Origin of the sequence: Citreicella sp. C3M06 (genome assembly GCF_018860705.1) — a bacterium.
In the GTDB taxonomy this organism is placed as follows: domain Bacteria; phylum Pseudomonadota; class Alphaproteobacteria; order Rhodobacterales; family Rhodobacteraceae; genus Salipiger.
The window spans coordinates 86,281-110,194 of record NZ_JAHKQA010000073.1; the positions used below are offsets into that span (position 1 = coordinate 86,281).

At 63.7% G+C, this 23,914-nt stretch carries 23 protein-coding genes; 18 read left to right on the plus strand and 5 right to left on the minus strand.

Features of this window, described 5'->3' with window-relative positions:
* Positions 1-207 precede the first annotated feature (207 nt).
* Genes KO516_RS17295 through KO516_RS17305 form a run of 3 tightly spaced genes read left to right on the plus strand, consistent with a single transcriptional unit; the run spans position 208 to position 3,078 of the window.
* Positions 208-1,680: a TadE/TadG family type IV pilus assembly protein gene (locus KO516_RS17295; protein ID WP_216005040.1), complete on the plus strand. Its 1,473-nt coding sequence runs from the start codon at positions 208-210 to the stop codon at positions 1,678-1,680.
* The gene (locus tag KO516_RS17300; protein WP_216005041.1) at positions 1,677-2,261 is read left to right on the plus strand and encodes a TadE/TadG family type IV pilus assembly protein; all 585 of its coding nucleotides are present in this window, start codon (positions 1,677-1,679) and stop codon (positions 2,259-2,261) included. The genes KO516_RS17295 and KO516_RS17300 overlap by 4 nt, the downstream gene beginning before the upstream one ends.
* A 10-nt stretch (positions 2,262-2,271) precedes the next feature.
* Positions 2,272-3,078: a TadE/TadG family type IV pilus assembly protein gene (locus KO516_RS17305; RefSeq protein WP_216005042.1), complete on the plus strand. Its 807-nt coding sequence runs from the start codon at positions 2,272-2,274 to the stop codon at positions 3,076-3,078.
* 75 nt (positions 3,079-3,153) lie between these two features.
* Here the strand turns inward: KO516_RS17305 and KO516_RS17310 are convergent, their stop codons facing one another.
* Together KO516_RS17310 and KO516_RS17315 are read right to left on the minus strand one after the other, a co-directional pair.
* Positions 3,154-3,633: a hypothetical protein gene (locus KO516_RS17310; protein WP_216005043.1), complete on the minus strand. Its 480-nt coding sequence runs from the start codon at positions 3,631-3,633 to the stop codon at positions 3,154-3,156.
* Between the two features lie 17 nt (positions 3,634-3,650).
* A complete protein-coding gene (locus tag KO516_RS17315) occupies positions 3,651-4,484 on the minus strand; it encodes a prephenate dehydratase (protein ID WP_216005044.1) in 834 nt (277 codons plus the stop codon).
* Positions 4,485-4,617: 133 nt separating this feature from the next.
* On the opposite strand from KO516_RS17315, the gene KO516_RS17320 reads away from it, so the two are divergent.
* From KO516_RS17320 to KO516_RS17340, 5 genes are all read left to right on the plus strand, one after another.
* A complete protein-coding gene (locus KO516_RS17320) occupies positions 4,618-5,130 on the plus strand; it encodes a cytochrome c family protein (RefSeq protein WP_216005045.1) in 513 nt (170 codons plus the stop codon).
* A 218-nt stretch (positions 5,131-5,348) separates the two neighbouring features.
* Positions 5,349-7,241, plus strand: coding sequence for an extracellular solute-binding protein (locus KO516_RS17325; RefSeq protein WP_216005046.1), 1,893 nt, complete (start codon positions 5,349-5,351; stop codon positions 7,239-7,241).
* A gap of 6 nt (positions 7,242-7,247) precedes the next feature.
* Positions 7,248-8,333, plus strand: coding sequence for a microcin C ABC transporter permease YejB (locus KO516_RS17330; RefSeq protein WP_216005047.1), 1,086 nt, complete (start codon positions 7,248-7,250; stop codon positions 8,331-8,333).
* Between the two features lies 1 nt (position 8,334).
* The gene (locus KO516_RS17335; protein WP_252737677.1) at positions 8,335-9,516 is read left to right on the plus strand and encodes an ABC transporter permease; all 1,182 of its coding nucleotides are present in this window, start codon (positions 8,335-8,337) and stop codon (positions 9,514-9,516) included.
* Positions 9,513-11,102: an ABC transporter ATP-binding protein gene (locus KO516_RS17340; RefSeq protein WP_216005048.1), complete on the plus strand. Its 1,590-nt coding sequence runs from the start codon at positions 9,513-9,515 to the stop codon at positions 11,100-11,102. Before KO516_RS17335 ends, KO516_RS17340 begins: the two co-directional genes overlap by 4 nt.
* A 28-nt stretch (positions 11,103-11,130) precedes the next feature.
* On the opposite strand, the gene hemN is transcribed toward KO516_RS17340, so the two are convergent.
* Positions 11,131-12,486, minus strand: a complete 1,356-nt coding sequence (gene hemN / locus KO516_RS17345; RefSeq protein ID WP_216005049.1) for an oxygen-independent coproporphyrinogen III oxidase — start codon at positions 12,484-12,486, stop codon at positions 11,131-11,133.
* 97 nt (positions 12,487-12,583) lie between these two features.
* Here hemN and fnrL point away from each other — a divergent pair, with 97 nt between their 5' ends.
* Positions 12,584-13,330 (plus strand): transcriptional regulator FnrL, encoded by a 747-nt coding sequence (fnrL, locus tag KO516_RS17350; protein WP_216005050.1) that lies wholly within the window; start codon positions 12,584-12,586, stop codon positions 13,328-13,330.
* Positions 13,331-13,412: 82 nt separating this feature from the next.
* On the plus strand, positions 13,413-13,850 hold the full coding sequence (locus KO516_RS17355) for a MarR family winged helix-turn-helix transcriptional regulator (protein WP_216005051.1): 438 nt from the start codon (positions 13,413-13,415) through the stop codon (positions 13,848-13,850).
* A 52-nt stretch (positions 13,851-13,902) separates the two neighbouring features.
* Here the strand turns inward: KO516_RS17355 and KO516_RS17360 are convergent, their stop codons facing one another.
* Complete coding sequence (locus tag KO516_RS17360) at positions 13,903-14,742, minus strand: universal stress protein (protein ID WP_216005052.1); 840 nt, start codon at positions 14,740-14,742, stop codon at positions 13,903-13,905.
* 197 nt (positions 14,743-14,939) lie between these two features.
* Here KO516_RS17360 and ccoN point away from each other — a divergent pair, with 197 nt between their 5' ends.
* The 4 genes from ccoN to ccoP are packed head-to-tail and all read left to right on the plus strand — an operon-like array spanning position 14,940 to position 18,392.
* Positions 14,940-16,553: a cytochrome-c oxidase, cbb3-type subunit I gene (ccoN, locus tag KO516_RS17365; RefSeq protein WP_216005053.1), complete on the plus strand. Its 1,614-nt coding sequence runs from the start codon at positions 14,940-14,942 to the stop codon at positions 16,551-16,553.
* A 14-nt stretch (positions 16,554-16,567) separates the two neighbouring features.
* Entirely contained in the window at positions 16,568-17,296 is a 729-nt protein-coding gene (gene ccoO, locus KO516_RS17370; protein WP_216005054.1) for a cytochrome-c oxidase, cbb3-type subunit II, read from the plus strand.
* 8 nt (positions 17,297-17,304) lie between these two features.
* Positions 17,305-17,508, plus strand: coding sequence for a cbb3-type cytochrome c oxidase subunit 3 (locus KO516_RS17375; RefSeq protein ID WP_216005055.1), 204 nt, complete (start codon positions 17,305-17,307; stop codon positions 17,506-17,508).
* Positions 17,505-18,392 carry a cytochrome-c oxidase, cbb3-type subunit III gene (ccoP, locus tag KO516_RS17380; protein ID WP_216005056.1) on the plus strand — a complete coding sequence of 296 codons (888 nt, stop codon included), beginning with the start codon at positions 17,505-17,507 and terminating at the stop codon, positions 18,390-18,392. Before KO516_RS17375 ends, ccoP begins: the two co-directional genes overlap by 4 nt.
* Positions 18,393-18,619: 227 nt before the next feature.
* Here ccoP and KO516_RS24590 read toward each other — a convergent pair whose 3' ends face one another.
* Complete coding sequence (locus KO516_RS24590) at positions 18,620-18,754, minus strand: hypothetical protein (protein ID WP_256444187.1); 135 nt, start codon at positions 18,752-18,754, stop codon at positions 18,620-18,622.
* A 98-nt stretch (positions 18,755-18,852) separates the two neighbouring features.
* Between KO516_RS24590 and KO516_RS17385 the strand changes: the two genes are divergently transcribed.
* From KO516_RS17385 to KO516_RS17400, 4 genes are all read left to right on the plus strand, one after another.
* Positions 18,853-19,737 carry a LysR family transcriptional regulator gene (locus KO516_RS17385; RefSeq protein ID WP_216005057.1) on the plus strand — a complete coding sequence of 295 codons (885 nt, stop codon included), beginning with the start codon at positions 18,853-18,855 and terminating at the stop codon, positions 19,735-19,737.
* A gap of 83 nt (positions 19,738-19,820) precedes the next feature.
* Complete coding sequence (ccoG, locus tag KO516_RS17390; RefSeq protein WP_216005058.1) at positions 19,821-21,254, plus strand: cytochrome c oxidase accessory protein CcoG; 1,434 nt, start codon at positions 19,821-19,823, stop codon at positions 21,252-21,254.
* Entirely contained in the window at positions 21,254-21,712 is a 459-nt protein-coding gene (locus KO516_RS17395) for a FixH family protein (RefSeq protein ID WP_216005059.1), read from the plus strand. The genes ccoG and KO516_RS17395 overlap by 1 nt, the downstream gene beginning before the upstream one ends.
* Positions 21,713-21,718: 6 nt before the next feature.
* Complete coding sequence (locus tag KO516_RS17400) at positions 21,719-23,899, plus strand: heavy metal translocating P-type ATPase (protein WP_216005060.1); 2,181 nt, start codon at positions 21,719-21,721, stop codon at positions 23,897-23,899.
* Positions 23,900-23,914: the final 15 nt, after the last annotated feature.

The following is a 23,914-nucleotide window of genomic DNA, read 5'->3' on the forward strand; positions in this document are numbered from 1 at the left end:
GGGAAACCAGTTTCCCGCCGATTGTCCGACCCGCCGAAACAGACCTGCGCAAGCGCCCAGATCTGTTTCCACAAATACCATTAATATCAAATACTTCCCATAAACTTCGCCCTATTCCTGCCATGAAACAAGGGCATAGTCTGGCCATTCTAAAAAGTGCCATGTGGGGGCATTTCCGGGGCCTGCGCCCGGAAGGAAGGAACCGGGATGACTCAGATTCGTTCTTCATGGGAGAACGCCCAGGCGCCGCGCACCGAGACTGCCATCTCGGCCCTGAGCAGCGGCCTTCGCAACTTCGCAACCCGCGATGATGGCAACATGACGCTTATGGCGCTGTTCCTCGTCACCCTGATGCTGATCTTCGGCGGCTTCAGCATCGACATCATGTATGCCGAACTGAACCGCAACAAGATTCAGAACACGCTCGACCGTGCCGTGCTGGCGGCGGCCGACCTCGACAACACGCTCGACGCAACCGGGGTGGTCGAGGATTACATGGCCAAGATGGGGGTCGGCGAAGCGCTGATCCGCGTCGATGCGCAAAGCACGCTGACCTCGAAGACGGTGACCGGCGAGGGCTACAAGACCATGCCGTCGAACCTGTCGCAGGTCGCGCTGCCGATCAAAGCCTTGCAGGAATTCATCGAGCGGACCAAGACGCTTCAGGCATATGGCCTGTCGACCGCCGTCGAAAAGTTCAACAAGGTCGAAATCTCGCTTGTGCTCGACGTCTCTGGCTCGATGGATGACGGCGACAAGATGTCCTCGATGCAGGATGCGGCTGCGCTGTTCATCGACACAGTGCTGGCGGATGGCACCCAGGATTACACGTCGGTCAATCTTGTGCCTTATTCGGAACAGGTCAACGCCGGCCCCGAGATCCTGAGCTACATGAACGTCGACTGGATGCACGGCTATTCGCACTGCCTCGAATTCCCGAACTCGGTCTTCACCGAGACCGGGCTGAGCCTCAGCACCCAGTTCGAGCAGATGCAGCATTACCAATGGAACTATGACGGCTCGAACAACTCGCTCACCGATACCATCTGCCCGCGCTACGAGTACGAGCGCATCCAGCCATGGAGCAACGATGCCACCGCGCTGAAAACGCAGATCTACAGCCTTCAGCCGCGCGCTGGCACCTCGATCTTTCTCGGGATGAAATGGGGCACCGCGCTGCTTGACCCGTCGACGCGCCCCATAGTCTCGGGGATGATCGCGGACAGCACGGTCGATACGGTGTTCGAGGGCCGCCCGGCCGCCTATGATGACGGCGAGACCGCCAAGGCCATCGTGCTGATGACCGACGGGCAGCACGACCGGTCGTTCCGCATTCAGGACTGGGCCTATAATTCCGACAGCGAATACGTGCACTGGAGCAAGTACAACCTCTGGTACTACCTCAACCGTTACGTGAAATATTCAAGCCGCTCTGGATTTTACACCCAGAAATACGACGCCACCACCGGCGATTCGCTGCTGAGCAGCATTTGCACCGCGGCCAAGGCCCAAGGCATCGTGATCTGGACCATTGGCTTCGAGACCACCGAACATGGTGGTGACGTGATGAAAGCCTGCGCCTCGTCGCAGTCGCATTACTACGCGGTCGACCGCACCCAGATCGCCGCCACCTTCAAGTCCATCGCCGGATCCATCAATCAGCTGAAGCTTATCCAATGACACATGCCGTCCTGAAAAAACTGCGCCGCTTCTGCGTCAGCGAAGACGGCACCGGGGTTGTCCCCGTAATCCTCTGGACCCCGCTGATGCTGGGCATCGCCGTCTCGACCGTCGATCTTGGCGCCTACACGCTGCGTCAGGTCTCGCTCGAGCGGGCGCTTGATCAGGCCATCCGCGAGGTCAAGCTCGACACCAGCACGGTCTGGACCCACGACGCGCTCAAGACGGAAATCTGCGCGCGCTCGTCGGTCCTGACCAACTGCAACGAACTGCTGAACCTCGAAATGCTGGGGGTCGACATGCGCGACTACGTGGCGCCAGACGACAAGCCATCGTGCGCCGACACCATCAAGCTGTTCACCGTAAGCAACGAAATCGGCGAAGACATTCCGCTGACAGACCGCCTGACCCCGGCGCGCAACTTTCAGAACGGCGTCGCGCACCAGACCATGATCCTGCGCGCCTGCTACAAGTACAAGACCGCCACGCCGGGATCTTTCCTCGCCGGGGCCGGCGTCTCGGACGAGCTGGGCTACACCGCCGTGGTGTCGACCGGCATCTTCGTTTACGAACCGACCTGAGGGCAGTGTGATGTTAAATGTTACCGCAATTTCCACATCTCTGCGCCACGGGCTGCGTCGCTTCGCCAAGGATAGCGAAGGCTACACCACCGTCGAGGTGGCGATCATCCTGCCGACCCTGTTCACGCTGTTCGCCGCATGCTGGATCTATTTCGACGTCTTCCGCCAGCAGGCGGTGGGCCAGAAGGCAAACTTCGCCATCGGCGACATGCTCTCGCGCGAAACCGACGAGCTGAACGACGCCTATATCGACAACACCTACAAGATGCTGGCGCTGCTGACGCACACCGGCACCGAGCCGGTGAGCAGAACCATCAGCACCACAGTCACCGACATCGATGGCATTGAATCCGTCCAAACAGAGACCATCAGCGCCTATGACATCTCGATGCGCATCACCGTGGTCAAGAATGTGCTTTACGCTGATGGCAGCAACGCGCTGGCGGTGAAGTGGTCCGAGGCCCGCGGCGGCATGGTTCCGATGAGCAACAGCAATCTGAGCAGCAACTATGCGGCGCGAATCCCCGAGATGCAGTCCGGCGACGAGGTGATCCTTGTTGAAACCAGCGAATACTGGACCCCGGCGCTGCGCATCGTGGGCCTGCGCAACAGCGCGCCAGGCCTCGGAGATATGGAGCTGACCACCTACAGCTTCACCCGCCCGCGCTATACCAACCAGGTGTCGTGGGAAGGGCTCGACGAAGGGCTCTACATCGATGCTCTGGTCGACAGCAGCACCTCGGCAGAGGGCAACATCGATGGCACCGACAACAACGAAGCCACCTCGAGTTATCCCGACCGCGATCACCGCGGCTAGAACCGCAGTGTCATGGCAGCGTGCGCCGGCCCTTCGGGGCCGACGACGGCGCTTCTGGGTGCCCGGCGTCGCGGATCAGCTGCCCGACTGGCGGGCGACCAGAATGGCAAGCGCATCGGCAAGCGGCTTTGAATCGCGCCCCGCCGTGACCCCGCCCACCGCGACGCGGCGTCCAAACCGCCACCACAGGCCGGGGTGCCACGCCCGCGAACCGGGCGTCTTGAGCCGGATGACAAAGCCGTTCGACGGCTTCATCGCGAACATCGAGCGATCGACCTTCTGGATGTCATCGACGCGGGCCAGCACCGCGCCGGTGCTGTCGCGCAGCTCGACGTCGGTCAGCACCAGATTGCGGGCGGTATCACGCCACATCCGGACCGCCATCCACAGCGCCGCCGCCCCCATCAGCGCCAGCGACAGCTGCCAGGCCAGGCCTGCGGCGGGCTGGCTTGCCGCCATCCAGACCAGCAACCCTCCAAGCAGCCCCAGCGTGCCCACCCCCGTCACCCGCCGGGCGCCGGATGTGCTTACGGTCGCAATGATCTCTTCGCTCATTCTGCCCCCCTTGGCGTTCAGTCCCGGCGCGGATCGCGCGGGTAGACCCCGAGGATTTCAAGCCGCTCGGTGAAATAGTCCAGTTCCTCAAGCGCGCGGGCCACGGCCGGATCCTCCGGATGGCCCTCGATATCGGCATAAAACTGCGATGCCTCGAACGAGCCGCCGACCATGTAGCTTTCCAGCTTGGTCATGTTGACGCCATTGGTGGCAAAGCCGCCCAGCCCCTTGTACAGCGCCGCCGGGATGTTGCGCACCTGAAAAATGAAGGTGGTCATCATGCCATGGCTGCCGCGCCGGGACAGGTCTGCATCGGGCGACATGATCACGAAACGGGTGGTGTTGTGGGCGTGGTCCTCGATATGCCGCGCAAGGATCTCCAGCCCGTAGGTCTCGGCCGCCAGATCCGACGCCAGCACACCCATCGTGCGATCACCGCTGCGCGCAAGCTCTGCCGCCGCCCCGGCGCTGTCGGCATAGGCTTCGCCGCGAATGCCGTATTTGGTCAGAAAGCTGGCCGCCTGTGGCAGCAGCACCACATGGGCGCGCACATTTTTCAGCTCTTGCAGCGTCACGCCCGGCAGCGCCATCAACGAGATATGCACCCGCACAAAGGCCTCGCCAACAATGCGCAGGCCGCTTTCGGGCAGCAGGCGGTGGATGTCGGCGACCCGCCCATAGGTGGTGTTTTCGACCGGCAGCATCGCCAGCGCGGCCTCGCCCGAGCGCACCGCCGCGATGACATCCTCGAAGGTCGCGCAGGGCAGCGGCTCCATATCGGGGCGGGCATTTGCACAGGCTTCATGCGAATAGGCGCCAAGCTCTCCCTGAAAAGCGATACGGTTGCTCATGTCATACTCATCCGGTCAGTGATGTTTTGCACACGCAATGCGGTTGGTGCACATTTGGTCGCGCCTCATATACCTTGCCAGAAACCATGGGAACCCGTAGAAAACCGCGAGGAGAACTTAGGGATACGCGATCATGTTCGACACGATGACGATGACCAAGGCCGTTGGCGGCGCATGTGGCGCGCTTCTGGTCTACCTGCTGGGCAGCTGGGTTGGTGAATCCCTGTACAGCATGGGTGGCCATGGCGAAGAACACGCGGCGGCCTATGTGATCGACACCGGCAGCGAGGGCGGCGGCGCCGAAGAGGAAGCCCCGGTCGATTTCGCCACCCTCATGGCCAGCGCCGATGCCGGCGCGGGCGAGAAAGTGTTCGGCAAGTGCCGCGCCTGCCACAAGGTTGACGGCAGCAATGCCACCGGCCCGCATCTTGACGGCGTGGTGAGCCGCCCGGTCAACGCGGTCGACGGCTTCAACTATTCCGGCGCGCTGCTGCAGGTTGGCGACACATGGACGCCCGAGAACCTGTTCAACTTCCTCGAAAGCCCCAAGGCGGCTGCTCCGGGCACCACCATGAGCTTTGCCGGGCTGAGAAAGCCCGAAGACCGGGTGAACCTGATCGCCTATCTCGACGGTCTCGACGGCTGATCGACACCGGCACAAGGCAGGGGACAGGGGGCCGCGGATCGTCTCGGCCCTTGCGATACCGGACCGCCCAGCTGCAAGATCGCCCGGCACATCGCGGGGCGATCACGCAAACTCTAGCAATGATCGCTTGAACATGGCCCTGTGGCTCTCGTAGCTTGCACAGGCGGCAGACTGCCGCCGAACGGACTCGCCACAACAGCCACAGACAGGGAGATCTCATGATCCGGACGACGCGCGCCGCAGCCACCCGACCCGCCCGTTTCTTTGGATCTTCGATCCCCAAGTTTGGCCTTGCGCTTGCTCTGGCCCTTGCCACCCCGGCGCTGGCACAGGATGACACCGTCATTCACGCCCATGGCGTGTCGTCCTTTGGCGAGCTGAAATACCCCGAAGGCTTCGCGCATTTCGATTACGTCAACCCGGACGCCCCCAAGGGCGGCGAGATGTCGACATGGGCCTTCGGCACCTTCGACAGCCTGACGCCGTTCATCCTCAAGGGTAACGCTGCGGCGCTGTCTTCGGTGTTCTACGACAGCCTGCTGACCGGCACACTGGACGAACCCGACAGCATGTACGGCCTGCTGGCAAGCAGCGTGGAATACCCCGAAAGCCGCGAGTGGATCATCTTTCACATGCGCCCCGAGGCCAGATTCCGCGACGGCTCGCCTGTCACCGCGCAGGACGTGGTGTTCAGCTTCGAGACGCTGGTCGACAAGGGCCTGCCCAGCTTCAGGGTGCAGTTCAAGGACATCCTCGGCGCCGAGGCGCTGGACGCCCATACGGTGAAATTCACCTTCAACCCCGACGGGCCGCTGCGCGAATTGCTGATGACGGCGGGCGGGCTGCCGGTATTCTCGAAAGACTGGTACGCGGATCGCGACTTTGCCGAAAGCAGCCTCGAGCCGCCGATGGGATCGGGCCAGTACGAATTGCTGTCGGTCGACCCGGGGCGCTCGGTCGCCTACAAGCGGCGCGACGATTACTGGGGCAAGGATCTGCCGGTGAATGTCGGGCAGAACAATTTCGACGTGCTGCGCGTCGAATATTTCGCCGATTACACCACCGCCTTCGAGGCGTTCAAGGGCGGCGCCTATACCTACCGCGAGGAATTCCTGTCGAAGCTCTGGGCCACCGGCTATGATTTCCCTGCCACGCAGGACGGCACGATCAAGGTCGACACCCTGCCCGATGGTCGCCCGGCGGGCACGCAGGGGTTCTTTTTCAACCTGCGCCGCGACAAGTTTGCCGATCCGCGCGTGCGCGAGGCAATCGGCATGGCGTTCAATTTCGAATGGTCCAATGAAAGCCTGTTCTACGGGCTTTACGAGCGCACCGACAGCTTCTGGGAAAACTCGCAGACGCTTCAGGCGACGGGGATGCCCTCGCCCGAGGAACTGGAATTGCTTGAACCGCTGCGCGAGTACATCCCCGAAACCGTGTTCAGCGAACCGGCCTATGTGCCCCCGGTGTCCAGCGCCGAAGACCTTGCCGACCGCCGCAGCCTGCGCGCGGCCGGCAAGCTGCTTGAAGATGCGGGCTGGATCGTCGGCGATGACGGCTTCCGTTACAAGGACGGCCAGCGGCTGACCCTCGAGGTGCTCAACGACAGCCCCTCGTTCGACCGCATCATCAACCCGATGATCGACAACCTCGGGCGGCTGGGGATCGAAGCGACAGCCAACCGCGTCGATTCCGCCGAAGCGCAGGAGCGCGAAAAGAACTTCAACTTCGATATCGTCACCCAGCGCTTTGCCATGAGCCAGACCCCCGGCGACGAGCTGCGCTCGGTCTTTGGCTCGGAAACCGCCGATGTGCCCGGCTCGATGAACACCGCGGGGCTCAAGAACGAGGCGGTCGACCGGCTGATCCGCATCATCGCCGATGCCGAAAGCCGCGAAGACATGACCGTGGCGGTGCATGCGCTAGACCGGGTGCTGCGGGCGCTGCACATCTGGGTGCCGCAATGGTACAAGGGCGTGCACAACATCGCCTATCTGGATGTTTATGACCGCCCCTCCGACACGCCGCCCCCGCAAGGGCTGGGCGAGATGTCGATCTGGTGGTGGGATACGGCCAAGGCCGACGCGCTGCGCGCTGCAGGAAAGCTGTAACCCCCTATGGGCGCCTATATTCTCAGACGACTGCTGCTGATCATCCCGACTCTTCTGGGGATCATGATCATCAACTTCACGCTGGTTCAATTCGTGCCCGGCGGGCCGATCGAGCAGATCATTGCGCAGGTTCAGGGCGGCGGCGACGTGTTCGAGGGCTTCTCGGGCGGCGGCGGCGAGGTGGCGGCCGGTGGCGGTGGCGGCGCGGATCAATACGCCGGGGCCCGCGGCTTGCCTGCCGATTTCATCGCCGATCTGGAAAAGGAATTCGGCTTCGACAAGCCCCCAATCGAACGTTTCCTGACCATGCTGTGGAATTACATGCGTTTCGATTTCGGCGAGAGTTACTTCCGCTCGATCTCGGTGATCGATCTGGTGATGGAAAAGATGCCGGTGTCGATCTCGCTGGGCCTGTGGTCGACGCTGATCGCCTATATCATCTCGATCCCGCTGGGCATCCGCAAGGCGGTCAAGGATGGCACCGCTTTTGATACATGGACATCCGGCGCGATCATCGTCGCCTATGCGATCCCCGGCTTCCTGTTCGCCATCCTGCTGCTGGTGCTGTTCGCGGGCGGCTCTTACTGGCAGATTTTCCCCATTCGCGGCCTGACCTCCGACAACTGGGAGGCGCTGAGCTGGCCCGCCAGGATCGCCGATTACTTCTGGCACATCACGCTGCCGGTGCTGGCCTCGACCATCTCGGCCTTTGCCACGCTGACGCTGCTGACCAAGAACAGCTTTCTCGACGAGATCAAGAAACACTACGTGATGACCGCCCGCGCCAAGGGGCTGACCGAACGCCGGGTGCTGTACGGCCATGTCTTCCGCAACGCCATGCTGATCGTCATCGCAGGCTTTCCGGCGGTGTTCATCGGGGTGTTCTTTTCCGGCAGCCTGATCATCGAGACGATCTTTTCGCTCGACGGGCTTGGCCGGCTGGGCTTTGAGGCCGCGGTGGCGCGCGATTACCCGGTGATCTTCGGCACGCTGTTCATATTCGGCCTCATTGGCCTTGTGGTCGGCATCCTGTCGGACCTGATGTATGTCCTCGTCGATCCGCGCATCGACTTCGAAAAGCGCGAGGGCTGAGATGAGCTACGAATCCTCTCCGCTGCGCCCCAACCCCGAACCGGGCGCAGGCCCGATCCCGCAGAGCCGGGCGCGCTTTGCCCTGTCGCCGCTGAACGCGCGGCGCTGGCGCAATTTCCGCCGCAACGGGCGGGCGTTCTGGTCGCTGGTGATCTTCACCATCCTGTTCACCCTGTCGCTGTTCGCCGAGTTCATCGCCAACGACAAGCCGATCCTCGTGAACTATCGCGGCGAGTACCGGATGCCGATCTTCAGCTTTTACGCCGAGACCGACTTTGGCGGCGATTTCCGCACCGAGGCCGCCTATCAGGACCCCGAAGTCAAATGCCTGATCCGCACCGGCGGGCTCGAGGCCTGTTTCGATGACCCCGACGGGCTGATCGCAAAGGTCGACGCGGGCGAGGATCTTGGCATTGATGCCCAGCCCGGCTGGATGCTCTGGCCGGTGATCCCCTACAGCTTCAACACCCCGGTGGATCGCCCGGGCGCCGCCCCCCTGCCCCCGAACGCGCAGAACTGGCTGGGCACCGATGACACCAAGCGCGATGTCGCGGCGCGGGTGCTGTACGGGTTTCGCCTGTCGATCCTGTTTACTTTGATCGTGACGGTCTGCGCCTCGCTGATCGGCATCATCGCCGGGGCGCTTCAGGGCTATTTCGGCGGCTGGCTCGACCTGATCTTTCAGCGGGTGATCGAGATCTGGTCATCGACCCCGTCGCTCTACATCATCATCATCCTCTTCGCCATTCTGGGCCGCAGTTTCTGGCTTCTGGTATTCCTGACCATCGCCTTTGGCTGGACGGCGCTGGTGGGCGTGGTGCGCGCCGAATTCCTGCGCGCGCGCAACCTTGAATACGTGCGCGCGGCCAAGGCGCTGGGGGTCAGCAACACCGTCATCATGTTCCGCCATATGCTGCCCAACGCCATGGTCGCCACCCTGACCATGCTGCCGTTCATCGTCACCGGCACGATTTCCACGCTGGCGGGGCTGGATTTCCTTGGCTTCGGGCTGCCGTCTTCGGCGCCGTCGCTGGGCGAGCTGACGCTTCAGGCGAAACAGAACCTGCAAGCGCCGTGGCTTGCCTTTACCGCCTTTACCGTGTTCGCGCTGATGCTCTCGCTGCTGGTCTTCATCTTTGAAGGCGTGCGCGATGCGTTCGACCCAAGGAAGACCTTTTCATGACCCTGCTCGATGTGCGCGACCTGAAGGTGAGCTTCCGGCAGGATGGCAAGACCTCGCAAGCGGTCAAGGGCGTGTCGTTTTCGCTCGCCAAAGGCGAGACGGTGGCGCTGGTCGGCGAAAGCGGCTCTGGCAAATCGGTGACGGCGCTGTCGACGGTGTCGCTGCTGGGGGATTCCGCGCAGGTCGAAGGCTCGGTGCAGTACAAGGGGGCCGAGATGATCGGTGCCTCGCCAGCCAAGCTGCGCGCGGTGCGCGGCAATGACATCAGCTTCATCTTTCAGGAACCGATGACCTCGCTCAACCCGCTGCACACGCTGGAAAAGCAGCTCGGCGAAAGCCTTGCGCTGCATCAGGGGCTGGTGGGCGATGCGGCGCGGGCACGCATTCTGGAGCTGCTGACCAAGGTCGGCATCCGCGAGCCGGAAAGCCGGCTGTCGGCCTATCCGCACCAGCTTTCGGGCGGGCAGCGTCAGCGGGTGATGATCGCCATGGCGCTGGCCAATGGGCCGGATCTGCTGATCGCTGACGAGCCGACAACGGCGCTGGACGTGACCATTCAGGCGCAGATCTTAGAGTTGCTGGCTGAGCTGAAGCGCTCGATGGGGCTGTCGATGCTGTTCATCACCCATGACCTGAACATCGTGCGCAAGATCGCCGACCGGGTTTGCGTGATGAAACAGGGCGAGATCGTCGAGCAGGGCCCAACGGGCGAGCTCTTCGCCAACCCGCAGCACCCCTATACGCAGATGTTGATTTCCGCCGAAAGCAGCGGCCAGCCGAACCCGGTTGCGCCCGATGCCGAAGAGGTGGCGCGCACCGACAAGTTGAAGATCTGGTTCCCGATCCAGCGCGGCTTTCTGAAAAAGACGGTTGGCCATGTCAAGGCGGTGAACGAGGCCAGCTTTGCCGTGCGCGCCGGTGAAACCGTCGGCATCGTCGGTGAATCTGGCTCGGGCAAGACCACGCTGGCGCTGGCGGTGATGCGGCTGATCGCATCAGAGGGCGGCATCACTTATCGCGGCCGCGACGTGCGCGGCTGGTCGACCCGCGAATTGCGCCGCCTGCGCAGCGAAATGCAGATCGTGTTTCAGGACCCGTTCGGCTCGCTCTCGCCGCGCATGACCTGCGAGCAGATCATCGCCGAGGGGCTGGGCGTGCATGGCTCGCCCGATGGCAAACCGGCGGCGCAGGCGGTCGAAGAGGTGATGCGCGAGGTTGGGCTCGATCCGGCGACAAAGCACCGCTACCCGCATGAATTCTCGGGCGGGCAGCGCCAGCGCATCGCCATCGCGCGGGCCATGGTACTGCGGCCCCGGCTGGTGGTGCTGGACGAGCCGACCTCGGCGCTGGACATGACGGTGCAGGTGCAGATCGTTGAGCTGCTGCGCGAATTGCAGCGCAAGTATGATCTGGCCTACCTGTTCATCTCGCACGACCTGAAGGTGGTGCAGGCGATGTCGCACAAGATCATCGTGATGAAACAGGGCGACGTGGTCGAAACCGGCGAGGCGGCAGCGATCTTTTCCAATCCGCAGACGGCCTATACCCGCAAGCTGTTCGCGGCGGCCTTTGATCTGGCGGGGTAGCCCCGCGCGCGGCTGATTTCGACGGCGCTCAGATCGCCGAACTGTGCTTTGCCTTGGCCGTATCGTAGCTGTCGAAGGCGCGCGCGACGAGGCGGGTCAGCGGGCGGGCGTCTTGGGGGATGAACAGCCCCTCGCTGCTCACCCTGAGCAGCCCGTCGAACGCGTCATTCACCTTTGCATAGATTGCAGCAAGCGCTTCGCGCTCGGCGCCGTAAGAGCGCACCAGCTCGTCGTTGCGCGTGTGGAAGTCACACATCAGCATTTCGATCATGCGGGCGCGCAGCCGGTCGTCGCCGCGAAAGGCATGGCCTCTGGCCGTGGCAAAACCACCGTCGCGCACTGCGCCCTGATAGGCCGAGGTCGACGAGACGTTCTGCGCATAGCCTTGCGGGAAACGCGAAATCGAAGACGCCCCAAGCCCGATCAACACCTCGGAGGTATCATCGGTATAGCCTTGGAAATTGCGCCGCAGCTTGCCGGTCTTCTGCGCGATGGCCAGCCCGTCGTCGGGCGCGGCGAAATGGTCGATGCCGATTTCCGCATACCCATCCCAGGCGAACAGCCGGCGCGCGGTCTCGAACAGCGCAAGCCGGTCTTCCGGGCTGGGCAGCGCGTCAGACGGGATCATCTGCTGGCGCTTGGCCATCCACGGCACATGCGCATAGCCATATAGCGCCACCCGGTCTGGCGCGAAGCTCAGCAGCTTCTGCACGGTTTCGGTGATGCGCTCGCGGGTCTGATGCGGCAGGCCAAAGAGGATGTCGGCATTCAGGCTCGCCACACCGCGCGCGCGGATCATCTCGACCGCGTTGCGGGTGATCTCGAAACTTTGCGGGCGGCCGATGGTCTCTTGGATCTGCGCGTTGAAATCCTGCACCCCGATCGAGGCCCGGTTCATCCCGCCCGCCGCCAGCACATCGAGCCGCGCGCCGTCGATCTCGTTGGGATCGATCTCGACCGAGAATTCGGCATTCTCGGCGAAATCCGCCACCTCCCGGACCTTGTCGAGCAGCGCGCGCATCATGTCCGGCGTCAGCAGCGTCGGCGTGCCGCCGCCCCAATGCAGACGCGACAGCTTTACCCCGCGCGGCAGATGCGCCTTGAGCAGTTCCAGTTCGTCCATCAGCGTTTCGACATACCCCGCCACCGGCGACAGGGTCGTGGTGCCTTGGGTGCGGCAGGCGCAGAACCAGCAGAGCCTGCGACAGAACGGCACGTGCAGATACAGCGACACTGTACCGTTGGCCGGGATCGCCTCGATCCACGAGGTAAAATCCTGCGCAGACACCGAATTCGAGAAATGCGGCGCCGTCGGATAGCTGGTGTACCGGGGCACTTTCGCGTCGAAAAGCCCCAGGTGGGAGAGTTGTGTTCGCGTGATCATGCGCCTACACTTAGAAGTGCGCGCAAGCCCATACTTTGACCCAGATCAAGAGCCCCTGCTGCCATGGGGCCTGATCGTCAACAGGACTGTGAACACCATGCTCAACGACCGCAGCCCTGCATTTTCTCAGGATTGTAACGAATGCCCAATTCGCCACAGGGCGGTCTGTGCCCGTTGCGAAACGGACGAGCTCGCACGCCTGGACGAGATCAAGTACTATCGCAGGTTCGAGGCGGGCCAGACGGTGATCTGGTCAGGCGATCGGATGGATTTCGTCGGCTCGGTGGTGTCGGGCATCGCCACGCTGACGCAGACTATGGAAGACGGGCGCACACAGATGGTCGGCCTGTTGCTGCCGTCGGATTTCGTCGGGCGGCCGGGCCGCAACGCGGCGGCCTATGACGTGACCGCCACCACCGATCTGGTGATGTGCTGTTTCCGCAAGACGCCGTTCGAAGACCTGATGAACCGCACGCCCCACATCGCGCAGCGCCTGCTGGAAATGACGCTGGACGAGCTTGACGCCGCCCGCGAATGGATGCTGGTGCTGGGCCGCAAGACCGCGCGGGAAAAGATCGCCTCGTTGCTGTCGATCATCGCCCGCCGCGATGCGTCGATCAACCTGCGCAGCGCCACTGGCGATGTCGTGTTCGACCTGCCGCTCACCCGCGAGGCGATGGCCGATTACCTTGGCCTGACGCTGGAAACCGTGTCGCGGCAGATCTCTGCGCTGCGAAAGGACGGGGTGATCGCGCTGGAAGGCAAGCGCCACGTCACCGTGCCCGACATGACGCGTCTGCTGGAAGAAGCGGGCGACGACGCCGATGGCGGCGTTTTCGCCTGATACCTTCGTGATTAAGCATATGTGTCAGTTGCATCCGGGTGTTTGCGCGGCGATGCTGCGTTGATATCAACGCAGGCGCAATATGGATCCCGACCTCCCCCTGACAGCAACTCTTGAAGTGCGCGAACGATGCCTGTGCCTGTCGGCGCAGCGTGCCGCGCGGGTGCTGGCGCGGCGCTTTGATGCGGCGCTCAAGCCATTCGGGCTGACCAACGGCCAGTTTTCGATCCTGATGTCGCTGAACCGGCCAGAGCCGCCGCGGATCTCGGACCTGTCGCCATTCCTTGCGATGGATCGCACCACGCTGACCGCTGCGCTCAAGGTGCTGGAACGGCGCGGGCTGGTGGCCAGCGCCCCCGACCCGGCGGACCGGCGCAACCGCCAGCTGACCTTGTCCACCGAGGGGCGCGAGCTGCTCAAGTCTGCGCTGCCGGCGTGGCGCGCCGAACATGATGCGCTGGACGACGATCTCGGCGCGGATCCCGCGACGCTGAAGGCGCTGCTGGACACGGTCCGATAAATAAGGGCGGCGCCCGAAGGCACCGCCCTGCACTGATCCGCTCTCCTTCGGGTCAGTGTGCCAGGAACACCGGCACTTGGGCCTGTTCCAGCATGTTCCGCGTCGCCCCACCAAGGATCGCCTCGCGGAAGCGCGAGTGCCCATAGGCCCCCATCACCACCATATCGGCGTTCACGTCCTGCACGTGGCGTGTCAGCAAATCCGATACCCGCGGCATGGTCTTTGACAGCACGTCGATCTCGGCTTTCACGCCGTGCCGGGCAAGAAACTGCGACAGCGCGCCGCCCGGATCGGACCGGTTCGGCCCATGCTGCGGCGGGTCGATGACCAAGACATGTACCTTCTCTGCCGAGCTGAGCATTGGCAGCGCCGCGCGGACAGAGCGCAATGCCTCGCTGCTTTCGTTCCAGCCGATCACCACGCATTTTGGCGTCGCGGTCGGGGCCGTGCCTTCGGGCACGATCAACACCGGGGTCTGGCCTTCGAACAGCGCGCCCTCGGTGACTGGCTCCAGCTCGACGCCATGATCCTTGCCATAGGGCTTGGGCAGCACCACGAGATCGGAAAACCGCGCCCGGCCTGCCACATGGCGACCGATGTCAGCCAGCTGCGCAACGCTTTCTTCGACGGCCCAGCGGCAATCGTACCCGGTAAGGATCTTCCGGCAGCTTGCCGCCAGCGCCTCGGCGTCGGCGGTGGCACGGCTGATGCTTTCTTGCAGGATCATCGCGTTGGCACCGGCATAGTAATACCCGGTCTGCGTCCGATCGACGCCAAAGCAAAGGACGTCCAGATGCGCATCGCAATCCTTGGCGATGGCGGCGGCGTGTTCAATGGTCGATTGGGCAAGTGCCTCGTCCGTGACGACCGTCAGGATGGTTTTGTAGCCCATGCGATGCTCTCCTCGGCATATGTCTGTCAGCGGATGTTACGTCCGAAAAATGGGACGCACTTTGACCATGCGCAATGCTTGGGCAGAAATGCCTTGATACAGATCAAAGATACGTGACGGGGGAATGCCCATTAAGCGGTAAGCCTAAAACCGCTCGTGCGGCGCCGAATCGTGCGAGAGAGACGAAGGGACGAAAAATGATCAATTACTTCAAGCTGATCGTGCTGGGGGTGATCGCGGTTTTCGCGCTGATCGCCTCCAACTACGCACGCGATCTGGCTTATCAGGTGCACGCCATCCTGATTTTTCTGGTGGCGGCGGGGATGTTCCTGTGGACCTTGCGCAGCACCGACGAACCGGTGCCAGCCGCGGTGCTGCAGACCTCTTACATGGATGACGTCATCCGCGCCGGTGTGATCGCCACCGCCTTCTGGGGCGTTGTCGGCTTTCTTGCCGGAACGTTCATCGCCAGCCAGCTTGCCTTTCCGGCGCTGAATTTCGACTGGGCCAACGGCTACCTGAACTTTGGACGGTTGCGCCCGCTGCACACCTCGGCGGTGATCTTCGCCTTTGGGGGCAACGCGCTGATCTGTACGTCCTTTTACGTTGTCCAGCGCACCAGCGCCGCGCGGCTCTGGGGCGGCAATCTCGCGTGGTTCGTGTTCTGGGGCTACAACCTGTTCATCGTACTGGCGGCCACCGGCTATATCCTCGGCGGCACCCAGTCCAAGGAATACGCCGAGCCGGAATGGTACATCGATCTGTGGCTGACCGTGGTCTGGCTGTGCTACCTTGCGGTCTTTGTCGGCACCATCGTCAAGCGCCGCGAGCCGCATATCTACGTGGCCAACTGGTTCTACCTGTCCTTCATCATCACCGTCGCCATGCTGCACGTGTTCAACAACCTGTCGATCCCGGTGTCGATCTGGGGCAGCAAATCGGTGCAGGTGTTCAGCGGCGTGCAGGATGCCATGACGCAATGGTGGTACGGCCACAACGCCGTGGGCTTCTTCCTGACCGCCGGTTTCCTTGGCATGATGTATTACTTCGTGCCCAAGCAGGCCGAGCGCCCGGTGTTCAGCTACAAGCTGTCGATCGTGCACTTCTGGGCGCTGATCTTCATCTACATCTGGGCCGGTCCGCACCATTTGCATTACACCGCCCTGCCCGACTGGGCCTCGACCCTTGGCATGGTGTTCTCGATCGTGCTGTGGATGCCGTCCTGGGGCGGGATGATCAACGGCCTGATGACGCTGAGCGGCGCATGGGACAAGCTGCGCACCGATCCGATCATGCGGATGCTGGTGATCTCGATCGGCTTTTACGGCATGTCGACCTTTGAGGGCCCGATGATGTCGATCCGCGCCGTCAACTCGCTGAGCCATTACACCGACTGGACCATCGGCCACGTGCATTCTGGCGCGCTTGGCTGGAACGGCATGATCACCTTTGGCGCGCTGTATTTCCTGACGCCGCGCCTGTGGAACCGCGAGCGGCTCTATAGCCTCAGCCTCGTCAGCTGGCACTTCTGGCTCGCCACCATCGGCATCGTTCTGTACGCCGCTTCGATGTGGGTGACCGGCATCATGGAAGGCCTGATGTGGCGCGAAGTCGACGCCAACGGCTTCCTCGTCAACAGCTTTGCCGACACCGTGTCCGCCAAATTCCCGATGTATGTGGTGCGTTCCATTGGTGGCCTGCTCTACGTCGCTGGTGGGGTGATCATGTGCTACAACCTCTGGATGACCGTGAAAAAGGCACCGGCTGTCGAAGCCACCGCCGCCGCGGCTCATGCGAATCCGGCCGAATAAGGAGAGCCAGGATCATGGGAATTCTCGAAAAACACGGCGTGCTTGAAAAGAACGTCACGCTGCTGGCGATCTTTGCCTTCCTTGTGGTGACCATTGGCGGGCTGGTGCAGATCGTGCCGCTGTTCTACCTCGAAAACACCATCGAGGATGTCGAAGGCATGCGCCCCTACACGCCGCTGGAACTGGCTGGGCGCGACATCTACATCCGCGAGGGCTGCTACGTCTGCCACAGCCAGATGATCCGCCCGATGCGCGATGAGGTCGAACGCTACGGCCATTACAGCCTCGCGGCGGAATCGCAGTATGACCATCCGTTCCAATGGGGGTCCAAGCGTACCGGGCCGGATCTGGCCCGCGTCGGGGGGCGCTATTCCGACAACTGGCATGTCGATCACCTGCGTGACCCGCAATCGGTGGTGCCGGAATCGGTGATGCCGAAATACGGTTTCCTCGAGGCGACGCTGATCGACGGCGAGCACATTCAGGATCTGATGAGCACCCATCGCTTTGTCGGCGTGCCCTACACCGACGAGATGATCGAGGCCGGGTATCAGGATTTCCTTGCCCAATCCAACCCCGACCGTGACTACGACGGCCTGCTCGAGCGCTACGGCGAGGCAACCAACGTGCGCAACTTCGACAGCCAGCCGGGGATCTCGGAGCTCGACGCGCTGATCGCCTATCTTCAGATGCTCGGCACGCTGGTCGATTTCTCGACCTTCGAGCCGGACGCAAGCCGCTAGGGGGCAATATGGGACACGAAACCTATAACGCCCTGCGCCATTTTGCGGACAGCTGGGGCCTGCTGGCGATGTTCGTCTTTTTTGTCGGCGTGATCGTCTGGGCCCTGCGCCCCGGCAGCCGCAAGGCGCATCAGGACGCGGCCACGGTGGTGTTCCGCAACGAGGACAAACCGGCGCCGCCGGCGGACGAGACCGAGGGACACGACAAATGAGTGACCACAAGAAAAACGACCAGGACCACGACTACGAAACCACCGGCCACTCGTGGGACGGCATCGAGGAATACAACAAGCCGCTTCCCAAGTGGTGGCTGATGATCTTCTACGCCAGCATCGTCTGGGGCATCGGGTACAGCATCATGTACCCGGCATGGCCCGGCGTGAAATCGGCCACCGCGGGCATCCTTGGCTGGTCGACGCGCGGCGACGTGGAGCAGGCCATCGTCGATCACGCCAATGAACTGGCACCGATCAACGCCCAGCTGGCCTCTGTCGATCTCGAGGATATCGCGGCAGACCCCGAGCTGAACACCTATGCCCAGAACGCCGGCGCGGCGGTGTTCCGCACATGGTGCGCGCAGTGCCATGGCTCGGGCGCGGCGGGGAACGTCGGCTACCCCAACCTGCTCGATGATGATTGGCTCTGGGGCGGCACGATGGAAGACATCCACTACACCGTCACCCACGGCATCCGCAACGAACAGGACCTCGATGCGCGCTATTCAGAAATGCCCGCCTTTGGCCGCGACGATCTGCTGCCGAAAGAAGAAATCGCGCAGGTGGCAAATTTCGTCATGACGCTGTCAGGCGAAACCCCGCCCGCGCCCGATCTGGTGGCCGCTGGCGCCGAGGTGTTCGACATCAACTGCGCGTCCTGCCACGGCGAAGACGGCGCGGGCGACCGCTTTCAGGGCGCGCCCAACCTGACCGATGCGATCTGGCTCTATGGCGGCGATTACGACGCCATCCACGAAACCGTGGTGAACGCCCGCTTCGGCGTCATGCCCCCGATGGGCGGCGCCCAGTTGTCCGAAGCCGAAATCCGCGCCGTGACAACCTATGTCCACGGACTGGGGGGCGGCGAAGCGGCCGAGTAACCCCCCAAAAAGACACCTTCAGGCCTTCGGGTCTGAAGGCAAACGCCGGCGCCCCCTCCTGTTCGCGCGTTTTCAGGGGCACCGGCGTTTTTCGTGCCCGGCTCGCACACCGGTCACATGAGGTGTTTTCTGAGTATGGCGGTGGTCGCGCATCAATCAAGGCAGATTGCGCAAAACTCTGGCCCTTGGCACATCTTTTTACACAAATCGAGCCCTACCACCGGCGGTTACCGCAGCCTCTCATCCTTGCGAAAACGCTCCAGCCGGGCTTCGACCTCGGCGCGCGGCGCCGGGCGCCAACGATCTGCCTGCGGCTCGGTGCGGCTGGCGGTCATGAAAGTTCTGGCGAAAATTCCAAGCATCGTCTTTTCTCCTGTCTGGCACATCCATGCCATTCATATTGACTGAACCGCCGATTCAGGCCAGTCAGGAAGCCTGACATGATGTAAGCTGAGCTGACATGGACTGGACCGCGATCCCGCCGCTTTCCGCGCTGCGCGCCTTTGCCGCCTATGCCGAGCACCGCTCGGTCGAACAGGCCGGCAATGCGCTCAATGTCAGTCACGCCGCGATCAGCCAGCAGATCCGCAATCTCGAAACTCATCTTGGCTTTGCGCTGCTCGACCGGCATGGCCGCCGCATGACGCTGACCCCTGACGGAGAGCGCCTAGCCGAAGCACTGCTCGACGGGTTTGGCGGCATCGCCCGCACGCTGGCCGAGATGACCGGGCGCGATGCCGGGCGGGCGCTGGAAATCTCGGCCACGCCGGGGTTTGCCGCAACATGGCTGATGCCGCGCCTGCCGGGATTTCGGGAACGCCACCCCTCGCTCAGCCTTGCCATCGACCCATCGTCGCAGCTGCGCAGCCTCCAGCCCGGCGGGCTGGACGTGGCGATCCGCTATGGTGATGGCAACTGGCCGGGGCTGGAGGCCGAACGCCTGTTCCTGTCGCCCATCGTGGTGGTGGCCGCCCCGGCGCTGGTGCCGCGCCCGATCACCGATCCGGCCGAGCTGCGCGCCTATCCATGGCTTCAGGAACTAGGCACCTCCGAGGCGACCGACTGGCTGGCAGAATACGGCGTGACCCCGGACACCGCCCATGGCATGACCGGCCTGCCCGGCAACCTGATGATCGAGGCCGCCCGGCAAGGTCAGGGCATCGCCATCACCGCACGGCTCTTCGTCGAACAGGATCTCGTGGCCGGGCGTCTGCGCCTGCTGTTTCAGGACGCGCGGCAAAAGGGCTATTGGATGGTCACCCGCCCCGGCATCCCGCGCCCGCCCCTGCGACACTTCGTATCGTGGCTGCGCCGGGAGGCGGCAAAAGCTTCATCGCCGATATAGTAATTGATGCATGTCAAAGCCTGCCGCGCGCGTCCGGTCCAGAACCGCCCGCAAACAGGCAACCGACGCGAAGGCGAATCCCCGTGGCCGATACCCCTCCTTCTGCCCCCTCCCTTTATGAATCGCGCGAGCCGATCTTTCCGCGCCGGGTCAGCGGCCCGTTCCGCAACCTGAAATGGGCGCTGCTGGCGGTGATGCTGGGGATCTATTACATCACCCCGTGGATCCGCTGGGACCGCGGCCCGGCGCTGCCCGATCAGGCGGTGCTGCTGGACATGGCGAACCGGCGCTTTTTCTTCTTCTGGATCGAAATCTGGCCGCATGAATTCTATTTCGTCGCCGGGCTGCTGGTGATGGCCGGGCTGGGGCTGTTCCTGTTCACCTCGGCGCTCGGGCGGGTGTGGTGCGGCTATGCCTGCCCGCAGACGGTCTGGACCGACCTGTTCATCCTCGTGGAACGCTGGATCGAGGGCGACCGCAACGCCCGCCTGCGCCTGCATCGGCAAAAGCAATGGGATCTGCGCAAGGCCCGGCTGCGGGTGACCAAATGGGTGGCGTGGTTTCTGATCGCCATGGCGACAGGCGGGGCCTGGGTGTTCTATTTCACCGATGCGCCGACGCTGCTGCGGGATCTGCTGACGCTGCAGGCCCATCCTGTTGCGTGGACGACCATCTTGGTGCTGACCGCCACCACCTTTGCCTTTGGCGGCTTTGCCCGCGAACAGATCTGCATCTACGCCTGCCCATGGCCGCGCATTCAGGCCGCGATGATGGACGAAGACACCCTGACCGTCGGCTATCGTGACTGGCGCGGCGAGCCGCGCGGCAAGCATCGCAAGGCGGAGGGCGCCGAGACCCTTGGCGATTGCATCGACTGCCGCGCCTGCGTCAACGTTTGCCCGACCGGAATCGACATTCGCGACGGGCAGCAGATGGCCTGCATCACCTGCGCGCTGTGCATCGATGCCTGCGACGACGTGATGGCAAAGATCGGCAAGCCGCGCGGGCTGATCGATTATCTCGCGCTGTCGGATGAAACCCGCGAGCGCGCCGGCAACGCGCCGCGCCCGGTGTGGACCCATGTGTTTCGCCCGCGCGTCCTTTTGTACACTGCGCTCTGGACGCTGGTGGGCGTCGGGCTTGTGGTCGCGCTTGTGCTGCGCCCACCGGTCGAGATGACCGTGGCCCCGGTGCGCAACCCGACCTTCGTGATGCTGTCCGACGGATCGATCCGCAACACCTACGATGTGCGCCTGCGCAACAAGCACGGCGAGGATCGCCTGTTTGCGCTGTCGATCGATGATGCTCCGGCGCTGACAATCACGCTTGAGGGCGAGGATGACACCACCGTGGACGTGCGCGCCAACGAGACGTATCTTCAACGCGTCTATGTGACCGCCGCCCGCGGCACGCCCGAGGCGCAGAACGAGCGTACAGAATTCGTGTTGCGGCTCGAAGACACCACCACAGGTGACATGGCGACCAAGGAAACGGTCTTCAACGGACGGGACAACTGATGGCACGCGACTTCAGACTGAACGGCTGGCATGTTCTGGCGATCTTCGTCGGGGCCTTTGGCGTGATCATCGGGGTGAACCTTGCGCTGGCGTGGAACGCCGTCGCCACCTTCCCCGGCCTCGAGGTCGCCAACTCCTACGTTGCCAGCCAGACCTTCGACGCCCGCCGCTCCGCACAAGAGGCGCTTGGCTGGACGGTCGAGGCAACTGCGGCAGATGGGCAGATCGTGCTCGCCATCACCGATGCCAAGGGCTACCCGGTGCAGCCAAAAACGCTGAACGCCAAGGTCGGGCGCACCACCAGCGCCAAGGATGACCGCACACCCGAGTTCACCTTTGACGGGCGCGCCTATAGCGCCAGCGACCCGCTGGCCCCCGGTTACTGGAACGTCTGGCTGAGCGCCGAGGCCTTCGACGGCACCCAGTTCCAGCAACGCCTGTCGCTGCGCGTCCGGTAAGCTGCCATGACCACCGCCATGCGCCCGCCGGTCTCGGCCTGCCCTGCCTGCTCTGCCGCCCCTGCCGCCACCACGCTGGCCGAGGTTGCAACAAAGGCCCGCGTGGTGCTGTCACTGCCCACCATCCATTGCGCCAACTGCATGCGCGGCGTCGAAGAGGCGCTGACGGCGCATCCCGGTGTGCGCTCTGCCCGCGTCAACCTGACCCTGAAACGCGTTGCCATCGACGCCGACGCCGGGCTGAGCGCCGAAGAGCTGATCCCGGTGGTCACCGCCGCGGGCTATGAGGCGCATGAACTGGATGCCAGTGCCCTGTTCGCCACGCAGACCGACAAGGCCGGGCGCGATTTGCTGATGCGGTTGGCGGTGGCGGGCTTTGCCATGATGAATGTCATGCTGCTGTCGGTCTCGGTCTGGTCCGGTGCGGACGGGCCGACGCGCGACATGTTCCACTGGATTTCGGCGGCGATCACGCTGCCGACCATCGCCTTTTCCGGGCAGGTATTCTTTCGCAGCGCCTGGGGCGCGCTGAAGGCCGGGCGGCTGAACATGGACGTGCCGATCTCGCTGGCGATCCTGCTGGCGGTGGTGACATCGCTCTGGGAAACCTCGCTGTCGGGCGAACACGCCTATTTCGACGCGGCGATCGCGCTGACCTTCTTTCTGCTGACCGGGCGTTACCTTGACCATCGCACCCGCTCGATCGCCCGCTCTGCCGCCGAAGAGCTGGCCGCGCTCGAGGTGCCGCGCGCGTGGCGGCTGACGGCGGATGGCGAAGAACAGGTTTCCGTCGCCGATCTGGCGGTGGGCGATCTGCTGCGGGTGCGCCCCGGCGGACGGATGCCGGTGGACGGAGAGATCACCGAAGGCCAGTCCGAACTGGACCGATCCCTGCTGACCGGCGAGACGCTGCCGGTGTTTGCCGCGCCCGGCACGCAGGTCAGCGCCGGCGAGGTCAATCTGACCGGCCCGCTGGTGGTGTGTGCTACAGCGGTCGGGCGGGAAACCTCGCTGCACCGCATGGCGGATCTGGTCGCGGTGGCGGAATCGGGGCGGGCCAATTACACGCCGCTCGCCGACAAGGCGGCAAAGCTCTATGCGCCGGGGGTGCATATCCTGTCCGCGCTGGCCTTTGTCGGCTGGTTGCTCTGGGCGCAGGACTTCCGCGTGGCGCTGAACATCGCGGCGGCGGTTCTCATCATCACCTGCCCCTGCGCGCTGGGTCTCGCGGTGCCTGCGGTGACCACGGCCGCGTCGGGGCGGCTGTTCAGGCAGGGCCTGCTGATCAAGGACGGCACCGCGCTGGAACGGCTGGCCGAGGTCGATACGGTGATCTTTGACAAGACCGGCACGCTGACTACGGGAACACCCGAGGCGACCAATCTGGGCGATTTCTCTGCGCGCGATCTGCAGATCGCGCTGGCGCTGGCCGAAGGGTCCTCGCACCCCTTGTCGCTGTCGTTGAATGCCGCGCTGCGAGCGCAGGGCGTCACGCCCGCAGCACTGAGTGATCTGTGCGAAGTGCCGGGCCATGGCACGCAAGGCATGTGGCAGGGGCAGAGGGTACGGCTGGGCCGCTCGTCCTGGGTTGGTGGGGGGCAATCGGCGCTGACTTCGGCATGGCTGCGGGTTGGCGACGGGCCGGCGCAGCTGTTCACCTTTGCCGACACGCTGCGCGACGGGGCCGAAACGGCAATCCGCGAGCTGATCGCCAGCGGCAAGCAGGTGATCCTGTTGTCGGGCGACACGGCGGCGGCGGTCGAAGCGATGGCCCTGCGCCTTGCCATCCCGCAATGGAGCGGCGAGGCCCTGCCGCAGGACAAGGCCGCACGGGTCAAGGCCCTGTCGGACGCGGGCGCGAAGGTGCTGATGGTCGGGGATGGGCTGAACGATACGGCGGCGCTGGCCTCGGCGCATGTGTCGATCTCGCCCGCCTCGGCGCTGGATGCGGCGCGGGTCGCATCGGACATCGTGCTGCTTGGCACCACGCTGGCCCCGATCCCGGAGGCGCTGGCCACCGCAACCCGCGCCACCCGGCGCATCCGACAGAATTTCGCCATCGCCACATGGTACAATCTCATCGCCGTGCCTTTGGCGATCGCGGGATTGTGCTCGCCCCTGATCGCGGCCTTGGCGATGTCGGCCTCGTCGATTACCGTGTCGCTGAACGCGCTGAGACTGAAGTAACCCCGGAAGGACCGG